The following is a 21,721-nucleotide window of genomic DNA, read 5'->3' as shown; positions in this document are numbered from 1 at the left end:
CCCGTCGTGGCCGTGCCGGTGGTAGACCCCTCGCTGAATTCCCTGACCGACGCCGACCCGGCCGAGGCCGAGTCGACTCGACGGCCTCGACGCCGTCCGGCCCGAGCCGACCTGTTGGCCCTCGGAGCCTATGTGCTGCTGGGCGTATTCGTCTGCCTCAACTACTGGGGTGACATCAACGGCCGGGTCTCCTCGCACCTGCCCACCGACCACAGCTGGTTCGAATGGCTGTTCGCGCACGGCGCGTACTCGGTGCGGCACCTGGAGAACCCGCTGTTCACGGCCCGGCAGAACGCCCCGGACGGGGTGAACATGATCGCCAACACCTCGCTGCTCGGGGTGACCCTGCCGCTCGCCCCGCTGACCATGGTGCTCGGCCCCCAGGTGATGTACGCGCTCTACCTGGGTGGAGCGTTGGCCGCGACCGCCGGCACCGGCTACTGGATGCTCTCCCGCCACCTGGTGCGTTCCCGCGCGGCGGCCTTCGTCGGCGGCGCGTTCCTCGGCTTCGCGCCGGGAATCATCCACCACGCCAACGGTCAACCGAACTTCGTGTCCAACTTCCTGCTGCCGCTGATCGTGGTGCGGGTGCTGCGCCTCGGTGAGCCGGGCCGGTGGCTGCGCAACGGGCTGGTGCTCGGCGCGCTGGTGACGTACCAGATCTTCATCAACGAGGAGATGCTGCTCCTCACCGCCCTGGCCTGCCTGGTCGTCGTGCTGGCGTACGCCGTGCAGCGCCCGGCCGCCACCCGGGCCGCCGCCGGCACGTTCCTGGCCGGGCTCGGCGTCGCCGGCGGGCTGGCCCTGGCGCTCGCGGCGTACCCGATCTGGTTCCAGTTCAACGGTCCGCAGTCCTACCGGGGCCTACAGGGTGGCGTCTTCCACAACTGGGGCGAGGACCTGGTCGCCTTCGTCACCTTCGCCCGCGACACCTGGGCCGGTGACCCGGCGGTGGAGAAGACGATCGGGCTGACCGAGCAGAACACCTGGTTCGGCTGGCCACTGGTGCTGCTCTCGGTGGTCGCCCTGGTGCTGCTCGTCCGGCGCTCGCTTCCCGCCCGGATCGCCGCGGTGCTGATCGTCGTCTTCACCGTGGCGTCGATCGGGCCACTGGTCCGCTTCAACGGCGTGGAGACGGGCGTGCGCGGCCCGTGGTCGTACGTGCCGGACGACCTGCCGCTGGTCGAGATGATGATGCCGACCCGGTTGACGCTGGTGGTGGGCGCCGCGGTGGGCGTACTCCTCGCGCTCGCCTGGGACGCCGCGCACCGTCAGGGACGGCCGGTGGTCGACCAGCCGCGGGTGCCGGCGCAACGCACCGGCGACGCGGCCCCGGCGGTCGCCGACGAGCCTGCGGCGTCGGACCAGCCCGCGCCCGTCGCGGCGCGTCGCCGGTGGCTGCGCCCGGTGGGGTACGCGGCGGTCGCCCTCGCCGTGCTGCCGCTCTTCCCCCGGCCGCTGCCCGCCCAGCAGATCGACCCGCCACCGCACTTCATCACCGCGGGTGGCTGGCGGCCGTACGTGCCGGCGGGCCGGACCCTGGTGCCGGTGCCGATCCCGAGCAACGTGCACGGTCTTCCGACGTTGCGCTGGAGCGCGCTGACCGGGCAGGAGTTCCCCATCCCGGGCGGCTACTTCATCGGCCCGAACGAGGTCGGCGAGGGCGTCTTCGGCGCGCCGAACCGGCCCACCAGCACCCTCATCTACTCCACGATGGACAAGGACGCCGTCCCGGCGCTCACCGACGAGAACCGCCGGCAAGCCGTCGAGGACCTGCGGTTCTGGCGGGCGTCGGTGGTGGTGCTCGGTGCGAACCCCGACGAGGCGGTGCTGCGCGAGCTGGTCACCGGCCTGATCGGGCCGCCGCAGCGGGTCGACGACGTCTGGGTCTGGGACGTCCGCGCCCTGGTGGGCTGATCAGCCGACCTGGTCCCGGACGTCCCACACCCAACCGCCGTCCACCGGGCGGCCCGGACCGAGCAGGTCGTCGACAGTGCGACGGACCGGGTCGCCGTTCGTCAGCGGGCCGAGCACCACCACGGCGGCCCGCCAGTGCCGCAGGTCCTCGACGGCGCTACGGCGGTCGGCGTCGGTGAGCACCGGCACCGCACCGGTCTCCGCCACCCGCCGCAGCAGGACGGACGTGGGGCGGTCCGGCGCGCCCCAGCGGGCGGCCGGGTCGTCCGGGCCGCTCGGACCGATGAAGTAGCCGCCCGGCGCGGTGAACGCCATTCCCGTGCGGGCGGACCAGAGCATCACCGGGCTCCGCGCCGCGCCGGTGACCGGGGGTACGGCGACCACCGTCCGGCCCGGCGGCACCAGTGACCGCCACCCGCCGTCCGCGACGAACCCCGGCACCGGCATGACCGGCACCACCCGGATCGGCGTCGGCACCAGCGGCAGCAACGCGGCGGCCACCGCTCCGGCCCACAGCAACCGCACCGGCACCCCGGCGACGGCCGACAGCGTGCGCGCCGCCCACACCCGGTCCACGGAGAGCGCCACCAGCACCCCCAGCACCGGTACGCAGACCAGCGCGAACCGGGCCGGCACCGCGAGGTCGAGCAGGGGCAGCCCGGCGACCAGCCGGTACGGCCCGGGGATACCGGTGGCGGTGCCGTCGACCCGCAGCTCGGTGCCGAGGGACAGCAGCGCGAACACCAGCCCACAGCCGGCCAGCGCGCGGACCAACGGTCGCCGCCACAGCCAGACCACGATCACCACGGCGAGCACCAGCAACCCCGGGCCGAAGAACGAGTTCTCCTCGGTCGGGTTCGGCGAGAGCAGTCCCGGGAGCCAGTCGTCACCGAGGACGGTCTGCCTCGCCGACGCGGTGAACGACGCGGCGTCCAACTGGAACGCGTGCGCGGCGAACGCCATCCCGGAGTAGCGCTGCGGGCCGAAGAACTGGAACCACAGGGGGTACGCCAGCAGCACGCCCGCCACTCCGGCGGCCACCGCCAGCCGGCCGAACAGGGCCGGCGCGAGCCGCCGGGCGGCCCCCCGGTCGGCGAGCGCGTAGCCGAGCGCGAACACGCCGGCCGCGAGCGCCAGGAAGACCAACACCTCCTCGCCGATGAAGACCTGCCAGACGAGCAGCAGCCCGAGGACGACGCCGGGTCGCCACACTCCGGCGAGTCGGTGCGCCGCCTCCGGGGCTGGCCGGAACACCAGGGCGAGGATCGCGGGCACCAGGAACTGCGCGGCGATGTGCAGGTGCGCGCCCGCCTGGGCGATCATGCCCGGGGCGAAACCGCAGATCAGGCCACCGACAGCGGCTGCCGACCGGGTGGCGACCAGGCGGCGGCGCAGCAACGCGTACCAGGCCGTGGCCGTGCCGGCGAGGCAGCACACGACCGCCACGCAGAACGCGACCTGCGAGCCGAAGAGCAGAGTCACCGGGGTCAACGGGACGCCCAGGCCGAGCACCGAGGTGTTCGCCATCAGGTTCACCCCGTCGGGGGCGTTCAACCCGGCGCTGAAGAGCGGGTTCTCCCCGTCGGCGACGGCGTGCGCCGCATGCGCCAGCATCCACTCGAAGAGGATCTGGTCGCCCGCCTGGTGGAACAGCCGCCACGGGTGCCCCCACTGGGCACTGGTCAGCACGGCCGCCAGGGCCAGGTAACCGGCCACCACCAGCAGGTCCCGGAGCCGGCCCGAACGGGATGGGCGGACCGTCGCCGGAGGCGACGTGGTCGGGGACGTCGTCCCGACGGTCATCAGACCGAACGGTCGGTCAGCGCCCGCACGTCCCACACCCAGACGTCCAACTCCTGGCGGCCGGGGCCGACCAGGTCCTCGACGGCACGTCGCAGCGGTTCGGAGTTCTGCTGACGGACCGGGAGCACCAGGATCGCGGCCCGCCAGTGGCGCAGTTCGTCGCTGAAGCGGCGGCGCTGCCGGTCGTCGAGCTTCGGCGTACGCCCGGTGGTCGCCACCTCCTCCAGCATCTGACCCACACCGCTGGGTCGGCCGCCGAACCGGCCCGCGTCACCGGTGTTGCCGTTGCGGGGCGCGAGGAAGTAACCGCCGGGGATCTTGAAGTCGAGGTTCGTGGCCGCCGCCCAGCGCATGCCGTGCGTGTTGCCCATACTGGGCACCGGGATCGGCACCAGCGTCTGGTCCGGCCCGACGTACGCCCGCCAGCGGGCGGCCGTGATGAAGTCCGGCACCGGCGGTCGGGAGACCATCCGCAGCGGCATCGGAGCGACCGGCAGCAGCGCGAACGCCAGCCCCGCGGCGGTGAGCGTCCGTACGGTGCGCCGGTCGGCCGGGCGCAGCGCCCAGGCACGCTCGACGGCGAGCGCGAGCAGCAGCCCGATCACCACGCTGGTGATGAGACCGAACCGGGTGGGCACCACCGCGTCCAGCAGGGGCAGGTGGACCAGCCACTGCCACGGCCCGGTGAACAACTCCCGGTCCCACCAGGAGACCCGCTCGCCGAGGGAGAGCACGGCGAAGAACACGCCGGTGGCCGCGAGCGCCCGCACGATCAACTCCCGGCGCAGCCAGACCACGATGCCGATGGCGATCAGCGACAGGCTCCAGCCGAAGAAGGCGTTCTCCTCGGAGTAGTTCGGCGCCAGGTTGATGTTGGCCCGCTGGTTGCCGCCGAGCGTGGGCGAGCCCTGGGCGAAGAAGGCCGCGATGTCGTTGCCGTAGTCCCGCACCGCGTCGCTGAGGCCGTGGTACGCCATCGGCCCGGCGAACTGCACATACAGGGGGTACGCCAGCAGCGCCCCGGCCAGCAGCGCGCAGGTCAGCACGCCGGCGCCGAGCGGTCGCCACGCCGCCCGCCAGCGGGCCGGCTCCTGAGCGAGCACCGCCAGCAGGAACACCCCGCAGGCCAGGGCCGTGAAGAGCAGGATCTCCTCGTTGATGAACGCCTGCGCGGTGACCAGCAGGGCGAGCAACGCCCCGTCCCGGACCGGGCGACGGGACCGGGTGAGGACCAGGACGCGCCATACGATGAACGGCAGCAGGAACTGGCTGATGATGTTCGGGTGCCAACTCGCGTGCGACAGCATCGCGGGCGAGAAACCGCAGAACCAGCCGCCCACGGCCGCCGCGAGCGGGGTACGCACCAGATGGCGGGAGAGCATGAGGTACCAGGCCATCGCGGTGCCGGCGAGGCCGAGCGTCACCAGCACCACGAAGGAGACCGCCGGCCCGAAGAGCAGCGTCACCGGGACCATCGGAATGCCCAGCGCCAGCACGGCCGTGTTGGCCATCAGGTTGACGCCGTCCGGGTAGTTGAACTGCTCGGTGTAGAACGGGTACTCCCCGTGCAGCACCACGCGTACCGAGTGGGCGAGGAAGAACTGCACCTGGGCCGGGTCACCGGTGTAGAGGGAGGCCACCCGGCCGGACGGGTCCAGCCAGATACGGCTGGTGACCCAGAGCGCGGCGAGCAGGAACAATCCGCCCACCGCGAGGTGCTGCCTCCGCCGGGGCAGACGATGCCACCACCGCTTGGTCGGTGCCGCCTCCGCGTCGTCGGCAGCCGTCTCGGGCTCGACCGGCGCCGCGTCCTGAGCCGGCGCGTCCGGCGCGTCCGGCCCAGCGGGTTCGACCGGCACGTCCGGCTCGGTTGGCGCATCCGGCTCGGTTGGCGTCTTGGTGGGGGCCGGTGCGGTGGCGTCGGCTGGGGCGGCGGGTGCGCCGCCGGCGGTGTTCTGGGAGTCGGCCGGGGCGGTCGACCTTCCGGTCAGGGCGGCGGGGCCGGCGAGGATGCCGACCGGTGTGCGGTAGCTCACCAGTTCGTCGGGGCCGGCTGCGGCCTCCGGGCGCGGCGCGGGCAGGGCGCGGGACTCGGCAGGCGTCACAGTCGGCGGAGTCTACCGGAGCAACGAAAACGCACTAAAGCCCCGGTGTGGTCCAATGTGGTGAGAACAGCGGCGGGCAACTGGGGCCTCGCGTCGGACATCTCGTACTATGGCGCTTTCCGACAGCGACGGCGAGGCGATCGGGGGCGGGCCAGGTGACTCCAGGCCGTCGGTACGGCAGGGCGCTCCCCGTCCTGCTCAGCGCACTGCTGGCCAGCACGGCCTGCGGTCCGGTGGCCGAGAGGAAGTCGCAGGACCTGCGGGTCGGGTACGACAGTCTGGACGGGTCGTTGGCCGTGTGGCCGCCCCGGGGTGACCTGTCGACCGACGCCACGGCGACGGCAGCTGTCACCCGGGCCGTCCGCGACTGGCGCTCACCGGACGACGACCGGGCGCACCTGCCCTCGTCCGGCATCCTCTTCTCCGGTCGGGTCGACGGCGCCCCGGTTGCTCTCGTCGCCGCCGACGTGCCCGGCGAGAGTGCCTCCTGGCTGCTGCAACTCACCCGCGACGGCGACCGCTACGCGGTGACCCGCGCCGCCGAGTACACCGACCCGGGTTACCTCGTCTACTCCGACGTGCTGCCCGTGCAGACCGCCGCCGGCCGGCGCTACCTGGTCTCCGCCCGGGTGCAGACGCTGGTCGGGCCCAAGGATCGGACGTTGACCGTCGCGGACGGCCTCAGCGCGCCGGTGGACGTGCCGTCGTGCACGGCGGTCGGGGTGACGGCGACCCTGCGCACCACCGAGTCACTCCCCCGGGGGCGGGCCGCGGACCGACTGCTCGACCTGGGCACCGGCACCGTCGATCCGCGCTACCCGCTGGTCCGCGACGAGTCGGGCACGGGGCGGCGGGCACTCACCGGCCTGGACACCTGCGTCCTGGCCGGCGACAGAGGTCCGTTCGGCAGCATCCCCCGCCGGATCGGCGACCGGGACGCCCCGCGTTCGGTGCCGACGTCCTGGCCGATGGCGAAACTCACCGTCCGCTCGCTCGGCGAGGTCGCCCTCGGAGGCGGCGAGGCGGCCGAGTTGCAGCAGCTCAGCTGGGACACCGACGCCGGCGCGATGACCGCCGTGGTCTACCGGCCCGCCGACGGGAGCGCGCCCGTCGTCTCGCCCGCCGACCGGGCCACCCCGTTGCAGGCGTACCAACTGCCGGTGCCCGGCCAACCGCTTGTGGTGCTCAGTTGGCGGCCCACCCGGGACAGCTCCCTGTCCGTGCCACCGGGCACTCCCCTGCTGGTCGAACGACCCGGTCTGGCGGTCGTCCCCAGCCCGTCCCGTTCCCAGACCTACAGCCTCGCCAACACCGACAAGACCCACTACCGCTCGGTGCAACCAGCCGACTGACCCCACCTCGACCCGCACAACGCGACGGCGGGCGTCCCCGGGAGGGGGCGCCCGCCGTTCGTTGTCGGGTCAGTTCTGGGCGGCCGCGTCGCTCGGCGTGAGGCGGTCCGGCGTGGCGTCCAGGCCGGAGATCCAACCGGTGACGTCGCGGGCCACGTCCTGCGCGGTCAGGCCCAGGTCGGCGAGGATCTGCGCCCGCGTGCCGTGCGGGTGCCAGTCGGCCGGTACGCCCAGGTCCTTGAGCGGCACCCGGACGTCGGCGTCGCGCATCGCCTGTGCGAGCGCGTCGCCCACCCCGCCGACCCGTACGCCGTCCTCCACGCTGACCACGAGCCGGTGCCGGGCGGCCAGGTCGACCAGCTCCGCCGGGACCGGACGCACCCAGCGCGGGTCGACGACCGTGACTCCGTAGCCCTGCTCGGCGACCCGGGCGGCCACCTCCATGCCGAGTTGGCCGAACGAGCCGACGGCGACCAGCAGCACGTCGGTACGCGCCGACTCGGCCAGCACGTCGACGGTGCCGACCCGGCGCAGCGCCGGCAGGTCCGCGGCGACGGTGCCGGTCGGGAAGCGCACGACGGTCGGGCCGTCGTCGACGGCGAGCGCCTCGCGCAGCTCCTCGCGCAGCGTGGCGGCGTCCCGGGGGGCGGCGATCCGCAGCCCGGGCACCACCCCGAAGACCGACATGTCCCAGATGCCGTAGTGGCTGGGGCCGTCCGGGCCGGTGATGCCGGCCCGGTCCAGCACGAAGGTCACCGGCAGCTTGTGCATCGCCACGTCCAGCAGGACCTGGTCGAAGGCGCGATTGAGGAAGGTGGCGTAGACAGCGACCACCGGGTGCAGGCCGCCGAGCGCCAGCCCGGCCGCCGAGGTGGCGGCGTGCTGCTCGGCGATGCCCACGTCGTACACCCGCTCGGGGTACTTGCGGGCCAGCTTCGCGATGCCGGTCGGCTCGGCCATGGCGGCGGTGATGCCCACCACGTCCGGGCGCTCGTCGGCGACGGCCAGCAGCTCGTCGGCGAAGACGTGCGTCCACTTCACGGCCGGGGCGGCCAACAGCGCGCCGGTTTCCACGTCGAAGGCGCCGCCGGGGCCGTGCAGGCAGTCGGCCTCGTCCTCCTCGGCGGGACGGTAGCCGTAGCCCTTGCGGGTGACCGCGTGCACGATCACCGGGCCGCCGAAGTTCTTCGCCGCGCGCAGCGCCGCCTCGACGGCCGCCACGTCGTGCCCGTCCACCGGGCCGACGTACTTGATGCCGAGGTCCTCGAACATCGCCTGCGGGGCGACGGCGTCCTTGATGCCCTTCTTGACCGCGTGCAGCACCTCGTACATCGGCTTGCCGACCAGCGGGGTGGAGCCGAGCGCGTCCTTGACCGTGTCGAGGACCTTCTCGTAGCCCGGGTTGAGCCGCAGCGAGGAGAGGTGGTCGGCCAGCCCGCCGATGGTGGGCGAGTAGGAACGGCCGTTGTCGTTGACCACGATCACCAGCGAGTTGCCGGCGGTGGCGATGTTGTTCAGCGCCTCCCAGCACATACCGCCGGTGAGCGCGCCGTCGCCGACCACGGCCACGACGCTGCGCTGCTCACCGCGCAGGGCGTACGCCTTGGCCAGGCCGTCTGCGTAGGAGAGCGCGGTGGAGGCGTGCGAGTTCTCGATGAGGTCGTGCTCACTCTCGGCCTGGCTGGGGTAGCCGGAGAGGCCACCGCGCTGGCGGAGCTTGTCGAAGCCGGCCTGACGCCCAGTGAGGATCTTGTGCACGTACGCCTGGTGGCCGGTGTCGAACAGGAGCCGGTCCCGGGGCGAGTCGAAGACGCGGTGCATGGCCAGCGTCAGCTCGACCACACCGAGGTTGGGCCCGACGTGCCCACCGGTGCGGGAGACCTTGGCGATCAGGAAGTCCCGGATCTCGGCGGCGAGGACGTCCAGCTCCTCGCCGGACATCCGCTTGACGTCCTGCGGACCGCGTACCGTCCCCAGCAGCCGGCCGTGGTTGGCCGTGTCCTCTTCAACACTCATGACCGGAGAGTCTATCGGCCCTGTGGTACTCCGCAGCCCGGGCCGAGCCCGTCACACCAACCCCCGCGAGTTGAGTGCCTGATCAGGGGCGGATCCGCAGCCGGCGGGGCGGCTCGGTCGGGCGGCCCGAATACGCGGGTCCGGCGGGTGTCCACGACCCGAGCACCGCGCCGCGGGTGGCGCCGGTCACCGACGGAATCGATCCGGGCACCCCGTGCCAGGACAGCCACCCCAGCAGCGCGACGGCGTACGCCTCCTTGGCCTGCGCCGGCACGCCCAACTCGTCGGTGCCGCGCAGCCGCCACCGGCCCTCGCCCAGGGCGGCGAGCCGCCGCAGCAGGGTGGGGTTGCGCACACCACCGCCGGCGGCGATCACCTCGGCCACGCCGTGCCTGTCGCACTCGGCGGCCACCACCCGTGCGGTCAGCTCGGTCAGCGTGGCCAGCAGGTCGTCCACCGGCACCGGCGTACCCAGCGCGGTCAGGTGCCGGTCCAGGTAACCGGCGTGGAACAGCTCCTTGCCGGTGGACTTGGGCGGGGCCGCCGCGTAGTACGGCTCGGCCAGCAGCGCGGCGAGCAGCCCGGTGTGCACCCGACCGGCCGCCGCCCGCGCGCCGTCGACGTCGCACGGCTGGTCCAGGAAGCGGCGGGCGGCAGCGTCCAGCAGGGCGTTGGCGGGGCCCACGTCGTACCCGAGGACCGGCGCCCCCGGGGCGACCACGGTGAGGTTGGCGATGCCGCCGAGGTTCAGCGCCGCGCGCGGCCCGGCGGCGGCGTCGAGCAGCAACGCGTCGAAGGCCGGCACCAGCGGCGCGCCCTGCCCGCCGACGGCGATGTCCGCCGAACGCAGGTCACTGAGCACGGGTACGCCGACCCGGGCGGCCACCCGGGCCACCGCGCCCAGTTGCAGGGTGCCCAGGGCCACCCCGTCGGCGACCCAGTGGAACACCGTCTGACCGGGCGAGACCACCGCGTCGGCCCGCCCACCGGCCAGCTCCAGGCCGACCGCCGCCGCGTCGGCGAACACCTCGCCGAGGCGGTTGTCGAGCCGGCAGACGGCCTCGACGGTCGTGGCCGCCGGGGGCAGCAGCGCCGCGATCTCGGCGCGCAGCTCCTCGTCGTAGTCCAGGCCACGGTGCCCCAACGGCCGCAGCCAGAGGGTGTCCCCCTCGACCTCGAACTCCGCCGCGACGACGTCCACCCCGTCGTACGACGTCCCGGACATCAACCCGACGATCTTCATCGGGCCAGGTTAGTCAGGAGGTCGGCGGGAGCAGCAACCCCACCTGTTCGACGTGCTGCGTCATCGGGAACAGGTCGAAGCCCCGCAACGCGGCCAACCGCCACCCCAGGTCGGTGAAGGTGCGGACGTCCCGGGCGAAGGCCGCCGGGTCGCACGCCACGTACGCGACCGCCCGCGGGCCGGCAGCGGCCAGCGCGCGCACCACCGGGGCGCCGGCGCCGGAGCGCGGCGGGTCGAGCACCACCACGTCGACCGGGCCGGTGATCCGTCGACGGGCCAGCGCGGTCTCCACCCGGGCCGACACGACCTCGACGCTGGGCAGGTCGGCGAGGTTCTCCCGGGCCGCGGCGACGCCCTGCCCCGCCGCCTCGACCAGTGTCACCCGGCCGGTCGCACCGACCCGCTCGGCCAACCCGGCGGCGAACAGCCCCGCGCCGCCGTACAGGTCCCACGCGATCTCGCCGGGCTGCGGGTCCAGCAGCTCCAGCACCGCGGTGGAGAGGGTGCTCGCCGCGGCCGGGTGCACCTGCCAGAACGCGGACGCGGGCAGCGTCCAGTCCCGTCCGGCGGCCACCTCGCGGACTTCGGCCGGCCCGCTCACCGGGGCGGGTACGCCCGCGCGGATCTCCGTGACGGTCACGTCGCCGCCGGTGCTGGCGACGGTCTCCACCGCCTCGGCGGCCGACCAGCGCGCGCCGGTAGGTGTGAGCACCGGCAGCTCCTGGATGGCCGGGTGGGCGATGCGGCAGCGGTCGATGGGCACCACCTCGTGCGAACGGTGCTTGAGCAGACCGGCGCGGTCCGCGGCGTCCACCGCGTAGCGGACCCGGGAGCGCCAGCCGAGCAGCCCGCCGGGCAACGCCCGGACCCGGACGTCGAGCCGGTCCAGCTCGACGTCGGTCAGCCCGCCGAGGCGGACCAGCTGTTCGCGCACCACTGCGGTCTTCCAGGCCAGTTGTGCGTCCGGGGCGACGTGTTGCAGGTCGCAGCCACCACAGGCACCCGGTTTCGCGTACGGGCAGGGTGGCTCGACCCGATCCGGTGAGGGGTCCAACACCGTCACCGCGTCGGCCCGGACGAACCCGCGGTGCACCTCGGTCACCTCGGCGATCACCCGTTCACCGGGCAGCGCGTGCCGGACGAAGACCACCTGCCCGTCCACCCGGGCCACGCAGTGCCCGCCGGGGGCGACCGCGTCGACGGTCAGCTCGACCCGCTCCGCCTCGGCCAGTCCACGCTCGCTGGGCTCAGTCACGGCCGCCGTCTCCCGTCCCGCCGCCCGCCGGGCCGCCCGCCGGGCCGCCCGCGCCGGGCGGGGCGGAGACCGGTGCCGCCGAGACCGGCGGCGGGTCGGAGACCGGCGGCACCGTGCCGCGTGGCCCGCGTGCCGGGGTCCGCGACAGCGTGGCGTCGAGCCGGTCCAGGTTCTTGCTCGCCGTCGACGCGAGCTGCCACGGCACGCTGACCACCATCACCCCCGGCTCGAAGAGCAGCCGGCCCTTGAGGCGCAGGGCGCTCTGGTTGTGCAGCAGGTTCTCCCACCAGCGGCCGACCACGTACTCGGGGATGAAGACGGTGACCACGTCCCGGGGTGACTTGCGGCGGGTGGACGCCACGAAGTCCAGGATCGGCCGGGTGATCTCCCGGTACGGCGAGTCGATCACGGTGAGCGGGATGGCCATCTCCCGCCGCTCCCAGTCGGCCTGCAGGTCCCGGGTGTCGTTCTCGTCCACGTTCACGGTGACGGCGGTCAGCGTGTCCGGCCGGGTGGCCCGGGCGTAGGCGATCGCCCGCAGCGTCGGCTGGTGCAGCTTGCTGACCAGCACGATCGCGTGGTTGCGGGCGGGCAGCACGGCCCGGCCCTCGTCCGGCGGGGTCAACTCGACGGCGATCCGGTCGTAGTGCCGGCGGATGGCGAGCATCAGCACGTAGATCACCGCCATCGCGGCGATCGCGATCCACGCGCCGAGCAGGAACTTCGTGATCAGGACGATCACCAGCACCGTACCGGTCAGACCCGCGCCGAAGGTGTTGATCGCCCGGGAGCGGAACATCCGGCGGCGCGCCTCCGGGTCCCGCTCGGTACGCAGGCGCCGGTTCCAGTGCCGGATCATGCCGGCCTGGGAAACGGTGAACGAGACGAAGACCCCGACGATGTAGAGCTGGATCAGCTTCGTCACCTCGGCCTGGAAGCCGACGATCAGCACGATCGCGAAGAGGGCGAGGAAGCTGATGCCGTTGGAGAACGCCAGCCGGTCACCCCGGGTGTGGAACTGGCGGGGCAGGTAACGGTCCTGGGCGAGGATCGAGCCGAGCACCGGGAAACCGTTGAACGCGGTGTTCGCGGCCAGGAAGAGGATCAGGGCGGTCATTCCGGCCACCACGTAGAGCAGGATCGAGCCGGAGCCGAAGACCGTCTCGCCGAGCTGGGTGGTGACCGTCTTCTGCACGTACCCGTCGGGGCCGGAGATGATCTGAAGACCCGGGTCCTCGACGAACTGCAGGTGGGTCAGCCGGGCCAGCCAGATGATCCCGACCAGCATGCTCACCGAGATGGTGCCGAGCAGCAGCAGGGTGGTGGCGGCGTTGCGGCTCTTCGGCGCCTTGAACGCCGGCACTCCGTTGGAGATCGCCTCCACACCGGTGAGCGCGGCGGCACCCGAGCTGAACGTTCGCAGCAGCAGGAAGACGAGCGCGAAACCGGTCACGCTGTGCTCGGCCTGGATCACCAGGTCGGCGCTCGGCGCGCGGAGCTCGTCGCCCAGCACGAACACCCGGAACAGCCCGGTGAACAGCATCCCACCCATCACGATCACGAAGCCGTAGGTGGGGATGGCGAACGCGGTACCCGACTCGCGCAGACCGCGCAGGTTGACGGCGGTCAACAGCACCACAGCGCTCACCGCGATCAGGACCTTGTGGGTGGCCACGAACGGCACCACCGAGCCGAGGTTGGCCACCCCGGAGGAGACCGACACCGCCACCGTGAGCACGTAGTCGACAAGCAGCGCGCTGGCCACCCCGACGCCGAACTTCGGACCCAGGTTGACGGTGGCCACCTCGTAGTCGCCGCCACCGGAGGGGTAGGCGTAGACGTTCTGCCGGTAGCTCGCCACCACGGTGAGCATCACCACGACCACCGCGAGGGCGATCCACGGGGAGAACACGTAGGCGGAGGCCCCGGCGATGGAGAGGGTCAGCAGGATCTCGTCGGGCGCGTACGCGACGCTGGACAGCGCGTCGGAGGCGAACACGGGCAGCGCGATGCGCTTCGGCAGGAGGGTGTGCTGCAGCCGGTCGGACCGGAACGGTCGACCGAGGAGAAGTCGCTTCACCAGCGAGGTGGGACTGGCCACGAACGCCAAGGGTACGACCACCACGGCGGGAACGCGGGGGTGGGCGATCACCGCTGCCCGCGACGACGGGGTACGGTCGGTCCCCGCTCCCCACCGGAACGTGGCAGGCTCGCACTCGGAAGGCCACCGGCAGCGGGGGCGGTACGCACCTTGGGAGGGACAGCGTGCACGTCGTGATCATGGGATGTGGCCGGGTCGGGTCGACCCTCGCCCACAGCCTGGAGTCCCGAGGGCACTCGGTGGCGGTGATCGACCAGGACGCCGACGCCTTCCGTCGGCTCGGCCCCGACTTCGCCGGGATCACGGTGACCGGGGCGGGCTTCGACGGCGAGGTGCTCCGACAGGCCGGCATCGAGCGCGCGGACGCCTTCGCGGCCGTGTCCAGCGGCGACAACTCCAACATCATCTCGGCCCGGTTGGCGCGCGAGACGTTCGGCGTGTCCCGGGTCGCCGCCCGCATCTACGACCAGCGCCGGGCGCAGGTCTACGAGCGGCTGGGCATCCCCACCGTCGCGACGGTGCGCTGGACGGCCGACCGGATGCTCCGGCACCTCGTGCCGGAGGGCAACGTGGAGATCTTCCGCGACCCCACCAGCACCGTGTCGATCGTCGAGGTGCCGGTGCACAAGGACTGGATCGGCCGGTCGGTGCGCAACCTGGAGGACGCGGCCGGCGCCCGGGTGGCCTACCTGATCCGCTTCGGTATCGGCACGCTGCCCACCGGCTCCACCGTCGTGCAGGAGGGCGACCAGGTGTTCATGCTGGTCAGCGATGACATCGTGGCGACTGTCACGTCGGTGGCGGCGGCGCCGCCGGAAGGGGGGCACTGAGCCATGCGGGTCGCCATCGCGGGCGCGGGCAACGTGGGCCGCTCGATCGCCCAGGAGCTGATCGACAACGGCCACCAGGTGATGCTGATCGAACGCCAACCCAAGATGCTGCGCCCGGACCGGGTGCCGGCCGCCGAGTGGGTCCTCGCCGACGCGTGCGAGGTGGCGAGCCTGGAAGAGGCCAACGTCGCCGGCTGCGACGTGGTGGTCGCGGCGACCGGCGACGACAAGACCAACCTGGTGCTGTCGTTGTTGGCCAAGACCGAGTTCGCGGTGCCCCGCGTGGTCGCCCGGGTCAACCGGGCGGAGAACGAGTGGCTTTTCACCGAGCAGTGGGGCGTCGACGTCGCGGTGAGCAAGCCACGGGTGATGGCCGCGCTGGTCGAGGAGGCGGTGACCGTCGGCGACCTGGTCCGGCTGATGACCTTCCGTCAGGGTGAGGCCAACCTGGTCGAGATCACCCTGCCGCCGACCGCGCCGTACGTCGGTCAGCCCATCCACGCCGTGCCACTGCCCCGCGACGCCGCCCTGGTGGCGATCCTGCGCGGCAAGCGGGTCCTGGTGCCCAGCCCGGACGACCCGATCGAGGCCGGCGACGAACTGATCTTCGTCTGCACCGCCGAGGTGGAGGACCAGGTCCGCGTGGTGATCCTCGGGCCGGACAGCGTCGAACGGACCCGCAGCTCCCGCTGACCCGACAGGCAGCCGCCGCGCTCAGGCGCCGGGCACCGGGGTCGGCGGAGCCTCCCGGGTGACCCGGCGCACCGTCCAGACCGTGATCAGCAGCAGCAGCGCGTACGGCGGGTAGCCCAGCACCAGCCGGGCCACGCCCAGCGCGGTGTCCTGGTGGGCCAGGTAGAGCCCGGCCTGCACGCCAACCTTGGCCAGCCAGACCACGCCCCACAGCACGGTGAGCTGGGTGAAGGTGCGCACCAGCTTCGGGTCGTCGCGCCACTCCGAGCGGCCCTTCGCGACCAGCACCGACCAGATCCAGCCGACCAGGGGCTGCCGGATCGCCGCCGAGATCAACAGGGCGACGCCGTACCCGATGCCGTACAGGATGCCGGGAAGGTAGAAGTCACGCTCGTCCCCGGTGCGCCACGCGATGGCCGCGCCCACACCGACGCCGAACAGGCCGTTGACGGCGTGCCGGATCGGCCGACGCTGGGCCAGCCGCACCCCCGCGATCAGCAGCGCGACCGAAACCGAGGCGATCACCGCCGGCCGCAACTCGCCGATGATGTTGGCGAGGACGAAGACCACGACCGGGATGCTCGACTCGACCAGGCCCCGCCAGCCGCCGAGCTGGTCGGCCATCTGCTCGGCGATCGTCGGCAGCGACTCGTCGTCCTGCGGATCGATCTCCGGCTGCGCCGCCCGGTCCTGTCCCGTCGTCATCGCCGGCCTTCCGTCCGCAGCGCCGTCACTTCGGCGAGTCCAGCTCGTAGTAGGGGTTGTAGATGACCTTGCGGTCGTCGCGGACGGCCACCCGACCACGGGCGGTCAGGTGCCGACCCGGCTCGATCCCGGCGATGTGCCGTCGACCCAACCAGACCAGGGTCACCACGTCGCTGCCGTCGTACAGGTCGGCTTCGAGGGTGGGCAGATTGGTGCGCGGCGTGTAGACCACGGTGCGCAGCCGGCCGGCGACCGACACCAACTGGCCCCGGGAGCACATCTGGGCCGGGATGCCGCCGCACTCGGCGCTCTCCCGACGCAGCTCCTGCGCGTCGATCTCGGCCTCGCTGGCGGTGAACCGTTGCAGAAGTCGCCGCAGCGACACCCTGCCCTCGTCGGTCATCATGACCTCCGCGCCACCCTCTCCACGCTCGCCGTCCCCGGCTGCGCCGGAACCGTGCCGCCAGCGTACGCCGACGGGGCCGGTTCCGGCGGGCCGGTGGGCGCGGGTCAGACCTGGCGCGGCTCGGCGGCAGCGTCGCCCGCCTGGTCGGCGACCTCCTTGGGCAGGCGCAGCGGCAGCGGCTCGCGGACCGGCTTCGCCTCCTGGCCACGGTCGACCACCAGGCCGTCGAGGCACTCCACGAGCGGCCCGGCCAGGGCCGGGTCGGTGGCCACCGGACCCTGGAACACGCCGCGGACCATCCAGCGCGGTCCGTCGACGCCGACGAACCGCAGGTTCGTCGGGCCATCCGGGGTACGCACCTGGGCGTGCAGCTCCGGGCCGTACTCGCCGTCGACCTCCTGCGCGCTCGCGCCGTCGCGCAGCAGCGACTGGCGGATCTCCTCGCGCACCTCGTCCCAGATCCCCTCGGACCGGGGGGCGGCGAACACGCCCAACTGGAGGGCGTTGTCGCCGTGCACCAGCACGACCTGCTGGATCACACCCTGCGGGTCGGCCTGCACCCGCACCTCGACGTCGGCGATCGCCGGGATGTGCAGGCTGCCCAGGTCGAGCCGCTGCACGTCGTCGTAGCTCTCGGAGATGTCGTACGGGCCGCGCTCCAACGACGGCGCCGCGTCGCCCTGGTCCGGGACCTGGGTGGCCCGCTCGTCACGGGTCTGCCGCTCGGCATCGGCCCGCTTTCGGGAGAAGATCACTGCGCCCACCCTCCGCTGTTCACACTCACCCTGCCATCTCTTCCGTCTGCCCGCGGCCCGGCTCGTCCGGCCGTCGATCGGCCCGGTCCTGGCCCGTCGGCGACGGCACCAGCCCGGCGTGCCCGCCGGTGGAACCGTGCCCGCCGGTGCCACGCCGGGACGCGGACAACTCGACCACCGGCTCGAACCGCGCCCGCGCGACCTGTTGGACCACGAGCTGTGCGATCCGGTCGCCGCGGGAGATCTTCGCCGGCACATCCCGATCATGGTTGATCAGGTTGACCATGATCTCACCCCGGTAGCCGGCGTCGACCGTACCGGGCGCGTTGAGCACCGTCACGCCGAGCCTGGCCGCCAAACCGGAACGGGGGTGGACGAGGCCCACGTACCCCTCCGGCAACGCGATGGCCACTCCGGTGGGCACCAGGGCGCGTCCGCCGGGTGGCAGCTCCACGTCCGCGGCCGCCACCAGGTCGGCCCCGGCGTCGCCGGGATGGGCGTACGTGGGCAGCGGCAGCTCGGAGTCGAGCAGCTGCACGGGCACGGGTACGACGTCGGTCACTGGTCCCCTCTTCCGTCCGGTTCGCGGGGTGACCCTGCCATCCTGCCGGTTCGACCGGCCGCCGTGCGCCGTACCCTCGCAGGAGTGAGCATGTCGCCCTCTCCGTCCGCCGATCAGCCGCCGGTCGACGCCCGCACGGCGTACACCGAACGGCTGGACCTGCCCTGGTGGTTGTGGCTGGCCGGGCTGGTGGCCGCCGCGCTGCTGGCCGTCGAGATCTGGATGGGCGCGCCCGGTGTCCGCTCCTGGCTGCCGTTCGCCGTGCTACTGCCGCTCACCGCCGTCGGGTTGTGGTGGCTGGGCCGGATCCGGGTCGGTGTGGTCGGCTCCGAGCTGCGGGTGGACGACGCACGCCTGCCGGTCCGCTTCGTGGCCGACGTGGTGCCGTTGGACGTGGCCGGCCGCCGTGAGGTGCTCGGGGTCGGCGCGGACCCGCTCGCGTTCGTGGTGCAACGCCCGTGGGTCGGCGGCGCCGTGCAGGTGGTGCTCGACGATCCGGCCGACCCGACCCCGTTCTGGGTGGTGAGCACGCGGCACCCCGTCGAGTTGGCCGAGGCCGTGCTGGCCGCGCGGGACGCGCTGACGCTCTCCGGCCCCGTCAACGAGCAGGGCTGACCCGACCCCGCTCAGGTGCCCGTCGGTGGGCCCGGCAGGGCGGTCGGTGGCGCGGGCCGGGCGATGCCCCGCCGCCGCAGGTCCACCTGAAGCTGCTCGGCCATCTGCTGGGTCGCCCGCCGGTTGAGGAAGCTGGCCACCGCCGCGCCGGTCAGGAACGGACCGAGTGTGGTGAGGTTGCGCCCGAACCGCCGCAGCAGCATCTCGCGCAGTTCCTTGCGCGCCGCGGTGCCGAGCACCGCGCCCACTCCGACGCCGGGCACCATCGGGTTGACCCCCCGCTGGGTGGCCCAGGAGTGCACCAGGGCGACCGCCCGCTGGCTGCCGGCGGCCGGCAGCGCGACCCCGTGGATCTCGTGCAGCTCGCCGACCAGTTTCAGCTCCACCGCCACCACCGCGACGGTCTCGGCGGCGAGCAGCACCGGCGCGGAGAGCAGGGTCGGTGCGACAGTCCACTCGACGGCGGCGACTCCCCCTCCGGCCGCGCCGATCGCGGCGGTGGTCCGGGACGCGTTACGGACGAGCCGGTCGGCCAGGGCCGCGTCGTCCAGACCGGGAAAGTGCCGACGCAGGGTGTCCAGGTCGCGTACCGGGACGTGTGGGGCGATCTCGGCGACGGTGTCGACCATCCAGCGCACGGCGGCACGCGGCTTGAACAGGTCGGAGATGCCCCGCGCGCGGGCCTGCCCGACCATCCGGGTCAGCAGTTGACGGCGTCGGGCCGGCGCGATGTCGTCGGCGGTCAACGCCGCGACGGTGGCACCGAGGTCGTCCGCGCTGGCGGCAGCGGGGTTGCCCGCGCCGTCGGGCTCGCCCACGCCACTCGCCGCGCCGAGGTCACCCGCGCCGCCGTCGGTGGTGCCGCCTCGATCGCTCATCGGACCTCCCGGTGCTGTGGCTACCCGCTACGAGTCAAGCAGGTACCCACCCGTGGCGCATGCCTACACCGGCAGCGGCGGCCCCGTTCAGGAGGCCGCCGCCGATGTCGTGATTGTCAGACGCACTCGCGGCAGATCAACTCGCCGTTTCGCTCGACTGCCAGCTGGCTACGGTGGTGGACCAGGAAGCAGCGGGCGCACCGGAACTCGTCCTGCTGCATCGGAAGCACCTTGACCGTGAGCTCCTCGTCGGCCAGATCGGCACCGGGCAGCTCGAAGCTCTCGGCGACCTCGGCCTCGTCGACGTCCACCGCGCCCGACTGTGAGTCGACGCGCCGTGCCTTGAGCTCTTCCAGGCTGTCCTCGCCGAGGTCGACCTCGTCGCGACGCGGGGCGTCGTAGTCGGTGGCCATCGGTTTCACTCTCCCATATCGATGTTGTCGCTTCCGGTTGTAACGCCGGACGACGCTGTTTCGGTTCCGCTGGCCGGCCACCACTTGTGTCGGGCACCCGACCCGAGGACCGAACGGGTCGAGCTCGCTGGGGCGACTCCCCTGCGAGCGCGGAACCTTACCCCCCCTTGGGCGAGGCATGTATACCGCCCTTGCGGCTGAGTTGTACGCCCCCGCACGCGAAGTTGTTCCCAATGTGATTCAGGCGACACGAAGATAGGGGTAGTAGTACCCGGTTCGCCGTCGGCGCGCCGGCATGTCGGGCTGTTTCCACGCGACGGCCGGACAACCGTTAACCTCAGCGGCGTATTCGACGGCCGGCGGCCAGTCCGATCGCTGCCGGCCGCCGTCATCCACCTGAGGTCCCGGGAGTGCTCAGATGAGTTTTGCGCGGGTGCGAGCACTCGTCGTCGTCGGCCTGCTGGGGGTGCTGGCCCTGGCATTCGTGGTGACCGCGATCATCCGGGACACCCAGGGCAAGGCCGGCACTGCCGAGGGCTGCCCGGAGGGTTGGCCGCTGGCCGACGTGACTCTGCACGAGCCCAAGGACGTCAAGATCAACGTGTTCAACGCGACCGACGAGCCCGGCCGGGCCGGCAGCGTCGCCGACGACTTCCGCAACCGCAAGTTCCAGGTGCAGAAGGTCGGCAACGAGCGCAAGGGGATCGACGACGTCGCGGTGCTGCGGTATGGCCCGAAGGGGGTCGGCTCCGCGCATCTGCTCCAGGCGTACTTCCTGAACAACGCCGAACCGGGTTACGACCCGAAGCGCACCGACGACACCGTGGACGTGGTGCTGGGCAGCGGCTTCCAGCAGCTCGCCACCACCACCGAGGTCAACCAGTCCCTGGGCGACATCGGCGCACCCCAGGCTCCCAAGGGCTCCTGCCCCTCCCCGGTCGCCAAGTGACGGCCGGGTCGGTCTGACCGGCCGGTCAGGGGCCACCCGCGGCGTCCAGCTTCGCGAGCCGGTCGTGCAGCGGCCCGAAGAGCGCCGGCGGGGCCGCGACCACCAGGTCCGGCCCCGGCGGCGCACCGGCCAGGCCGCCGACCCGCACCCCCGCCTCCGCGGCCACCAGCCCACCCGCCGCCAGGTCCCAGGCCGCGAGACCCTTCTCGAAGTACGCGTCGAGCCGGCCCTCCGCGACCAGACACAGGTCCAGGGCGGCGGCACCCAGGCGGCGGATGTCCCGTACGTGAGCGATCAGCCCGGCGACCACCTGGCCCTGGTGCGCGCGACGACCCGCGTCGTAACCGAAACCGGTGCCGACCAGCGCCTGCCCCAGGTCGACCTCGCCGGAGCACCGCAACCGGACGCCGTCGCGCCAGGCCCCACCCCCGACCGTGGCTGTCCACTCCTCGCCGGTGTGCACGTTGCGCACCACCCCGGCGACCACCACCCCGTCCACCTCCGCCGCCAACGAGACCGCGCTGTGCGCCAGCCCGTAGAGGTAGTTGACGGTCCCGTCGATCGGGTCGACGATCCACCGCACACCGCCCGGGGCGACCGGCCCGGTGTCGCGGGTACCGTATTCCTCGCCGAGCACCGCGTCGTCGGGTCGCAACTCCCGCAGCGCGTCCAGCACCTGACGCTCGACCGCCCGGTCGGCCGCAGTGACCACGTCGGTGACGGTGCTCTTGGTCGCCGCCACGGAAACACCCTCGACCCGCATCCGGTACGCGGTGGCCGCCGCGTCCCGGGCGACGCCGAGCGCGACCGCCAGAAGTTCCCGAGGTGACGGCGCCGAACGGTGCATCCCCACGTCCCCTTCCCGCACGACCGGGGCGTTCGGGGCCCCGCGCGAGTATCATCCTTACAAAGTCCACATCAGCGCCGAATCGGCGGTCCCACGCCGTTACGCAGTGCGGCGCAGGATGATCGCCGCAGACGGCGTTACAATTCACCCTGCCCACGCGCCACGGACCGCCGACCACCGGCCGATCCGAGACACGAGGGTCCCTCAACCACATCGCCCGGCCCGGTTGCCCCTCGCTGTGCCGGACGACCCGGCCGTGCCCGCTCTTCGCCTCCG

Annotated in this window: 19 protein-coding genes; 6 read left to right on the top strand and 13 right to left on the bottom strand. The window is 72.9% G+C overall.

Annotated features, from left to right (window positions below; translation table 11 throughout):
* The first annotated feature begins 6 nt into the window (after nucleotides 1-6).
* Nucleotides 7-1,917 (top strand): hypothetical protein, encoded by a 1,911-nt coding sequence (locus O7631_RS13215; RefSeq protein ID WP_278144481.1) that lies wholly within the window; start codon nucleotides 7-9, stop codon nucleotides 1,915-1,917.
* Here O7631_RS13215 and O7631_RS13210 read toward each other — a convergent pair whose 3' ends face one another.
* Nucleotides 1,918-3,720 (bottom strand): hypothetical protein, encoded by a 1,803-nt coding sequence (locus O7631_RS13210; protein ID WP_278144480.1) that lies wholly within the window; start codon nucleotides 3,718-3,720, stop codon nucleotides 1,918-1,920. It lies immediately after the preceding gene.
* Nucleotides 3,720-5,456 carry a hypothetical protein gene (locus O7631_RS13205; protein ID WP_278147926.1) on the bottom strand — a complete coding sequence of 579 codons (1,737 nt, stop codon included), beginning with the start codon at nucleotides 5,454-5,456 and terminating at the stop codon, nucleotides 3,720-3,722. The genes O7631_RS13210 and O7631_RS13205 overlap by 1 nt, the downstream gene beginning before the upstream one ends.
* A 563-nt stretch (nucleotides 5,457-6,019) precedes the next feature.
* Between O7631_RS13205 and O7631_RS13200 the strand changes: the two genes are divergently transcribed.
* Nucleotides 6,020-7,177, top strand: a complete 1,158-nt coding sequence (locus O7631_RS13200) for a hypothetical protein (protein WP_278147925.1) — start codon at nucleotides 6,020-6,022, stop codon at nucleotides 7,175-7,177.
* A 69-nt stretch (nucleotides 7,178-7,246) separates the two neighbouring features.
* On the opposite strand, the gene dxs is transcribed toward O7631_RS13200, so the two are convergent.
* The 4 genes from dxs to O7631_RS13180 form a co-directional block, all read right to left on the bottom strand.
* Nucleotides 7,247-9,193 (bottom strand): 1-deoxy-D-xylulose-5-phosphate synthase, encoded by a 1,947-nt coding sequence (gene dxs / locus O7631_RS13195; RefSeq protein ID WP_269680462.1) that lies wholly within the window; start codon nucleotides 9,191-9,193, stop codon nucleotides 7,247-7,249.
* An 82-nt stretch (nucleotides 9,194-9,275) separates the two neighbouring features.
* A complete protein-coding gene (locus O7631_RS13190) occupies nucleotides 9,276-10,436 on the bottom strand; it encodes an anhydro-N-acetylmuramic acid kinase (protein ID WP_278144479.1) in 1,161 nt (386 codons plus the stop codon).
* A gap of 13 nt (nucleotides 10,437-10,449) precedes the next feature.
* Nucleotides 10,450-11,691 (bottom strand): class I SAM-dependent RNA methyltransferase, encoded by a 1,242-nt coding sequence (locus O7631_RS13185; RefSeq protein WP_278144478.1) that lies wholly within the window; start codon nucleotides 11,689-11,691, stop codon nucleotides 10,450-10,452.
* Nucleotides 11,684-13,792: an APC family permease gene (locus tag O7631_RS13180; RefSeq protein ID WP_278144477.1), complete on the bottom strand. Its 2,109-nt coding sequence runs from the start codon at nucleotides 13,790-13,792 to the stop codon at nucleotides 11,684-11,686. Before O7631_RS13180 ends, O7631_RS13185 begins: the two co-directional genes overlap by 8 nt.
* Nucleotides 13,793-13,956: 164 nt before the next feature.
* On the opposite strand from O7631_RS13180, the gene O7631_RS13175 reads away from it, so the two are divergent.
* The gene (locus tag O7631_RS13175; protein WP_145784891.1) at nucleotides 13,957-14,622 is read left to right on the top strand and encodes a TrkA family potassium uptake protein; all 666 of its coding nucleotides are present in this window, start codon (nucleotides 13,957-13,959) and stop codon (nucleotides 14,620-14,622) included.
* 3 nt (nucleotides 14,623-14,625) lie between these two features.
* Nucleotides 14,626-15,315, top strand: a complete 690-nt coding sequence (locus O7631_RS13170; RefSeq protein WP_088990863.1) for a TrkA family potassium uptake protein — start codon at nucleotides 14,626-14,628, stop codon at nucleotides 15,313-15,315.
* Nucleotides 15,316-15,336: 21 nt separating this feature from the next.
* Here O7631_RS13170 and O7631_RS13165 read toward each other — a convergent pair whose 3' ends face one another.
* The 4 genes from O7631_RS13165 to dut form a co-directional block, all read right to left on the bottom strand.
* Entirely contained in the window at nucleotides 15,337-16,020 is a 684-nt protein-coding gene (locus O7631_RS13165; RefSeq protein ID WP_278144476.1) for a DUF3159 domain-containing protein, read from the bottom strand.
* Nucleotides 16,021-16,045: 25 nt separating this feature from the next.
* On the bottom strand, nucleotides 16,046-16,426 hold the full coding sequence (locus O7631_RS13160; RefSeq protein WP_269680468.1) for an OB-fold nucleic acid binding domain-containing protein: 381 nt from the start codon (nucleotides 16,424-16,426) through the stop codon (nucleotides 16,046-16,048).
* 104 nt (nucleotides 16,427-16,530) lie between these two features.
* Complete coding sequence (locus O7631_RS13155) at nucleotides 16,531-17,181, bottom strand: DUF3710 domain-containing protein (protein WP_278144475.1); 651 nt, start codon at nucleotides 17,179-17,181, stop codon at nucleotides 16,531-16,533.
* A gap of 25 nt (nucleotides 17,182-17,206) precedes the next feature.
* A complete protein-coding gene (gene dut, locus O7631_RS13150) occupies nucleotides 17,207-17,743 on the bottom strand; it encodes a dUTP diphosphatase (RefSeq protein ID WP_278144474.1) in 537 nt (178 codons plus the stop codon).
* A gap of 90 nt (nucleotides 17,744-17,833) precedes the next feature.
* On the opposite strand from dut, the gene O7631_RS13145 reads away from it, so the two are divergent.
* On the top strand, nucleotides 17,834-18,358 hold the full coding sequence (locus O7631_RS13145) for a DUF3093 domain-containing protein (RefSeq protein ID WP_278144473.1): 525 nt from the start codon (nucleotides 17,834-17,836) through the stop codon (nucleotides 18,356-18,358).
* A gap of 11 nt (nucleotides 18,359-18,369) precedes the next feature.
* Here the strand turns inward: O7631_RS13145 and O7631_RS13140 are convergent, their stop codons facing one another.
* Nucleotides 18,370-19,236: a hypothetical protein gene (locus O7631_RS13140; protein WP_278144472.1), complete on the bottom strand. Its 867-nt coding sequence runs from the start codon at nucleotides 19,234-19,236 to the stop codon at nucleotides 18,370-18,372.
* A gap of 116 nt (nucleotides 19,237-19,352) precedes the next feature.
* Nucleotides 19,353-19,649 (bottom strand): DUF4193 domain-containing protein, encoded by a 297-nt coding sequence (locus tag O7631_RS13135; RefSeq protein WP_007075406.1) that lies wholly within the window; start codon nucleotides 19,647-19,649, stop codon nucleotides 19,353-19,355.
* Nucleotides 19,650-20,082: 433 nt separating this feature from the next.
* On the opposite strand from O7631_RS13135, the gene O7631_RS13130 reads away from it, so the two are divergent.
* Complete coding sequence (locus tag O7631_RS13130) at nucleotides 20,083-20,598, top strand: LytR C-terminal domain-containing protein (protein WP_269683648.1); 516 nt, start codon at nucleotides 20,083-20,085, stop codon at nucleotides 20,596-20,598.
* 25 nt (nucleotides 20,599-20,623) lie between these two features.
* On the opposite strand, the gene O7631_RS13125 is transcribed toward O7631_RS13130, so the two are convergent.
* Entirely contained in the window at nucleotides 20,624-21,445 is an 822-nt protein-coding gene (locus O7631_RS13125) for an inositol monophosphatase family protein (protein WP_278144471.1), read from the bottom strand.
* Between the last annotated feature and the right edge of the window lie 276 nt (nucleotides 21,446-21,721).

Source organism: Micromonospora sp. WMMD967, assembly GCF_029626165.1.
GTDB lineage: Bacteria > Actinomycetota > Actinomycetes > Mycobacteriales > Micromonosporaceae > Micromonospora > Micromonospora taraxaci.
This window is presented reverse-complemented; position numbering and strand designations above follow the sequence as displayed.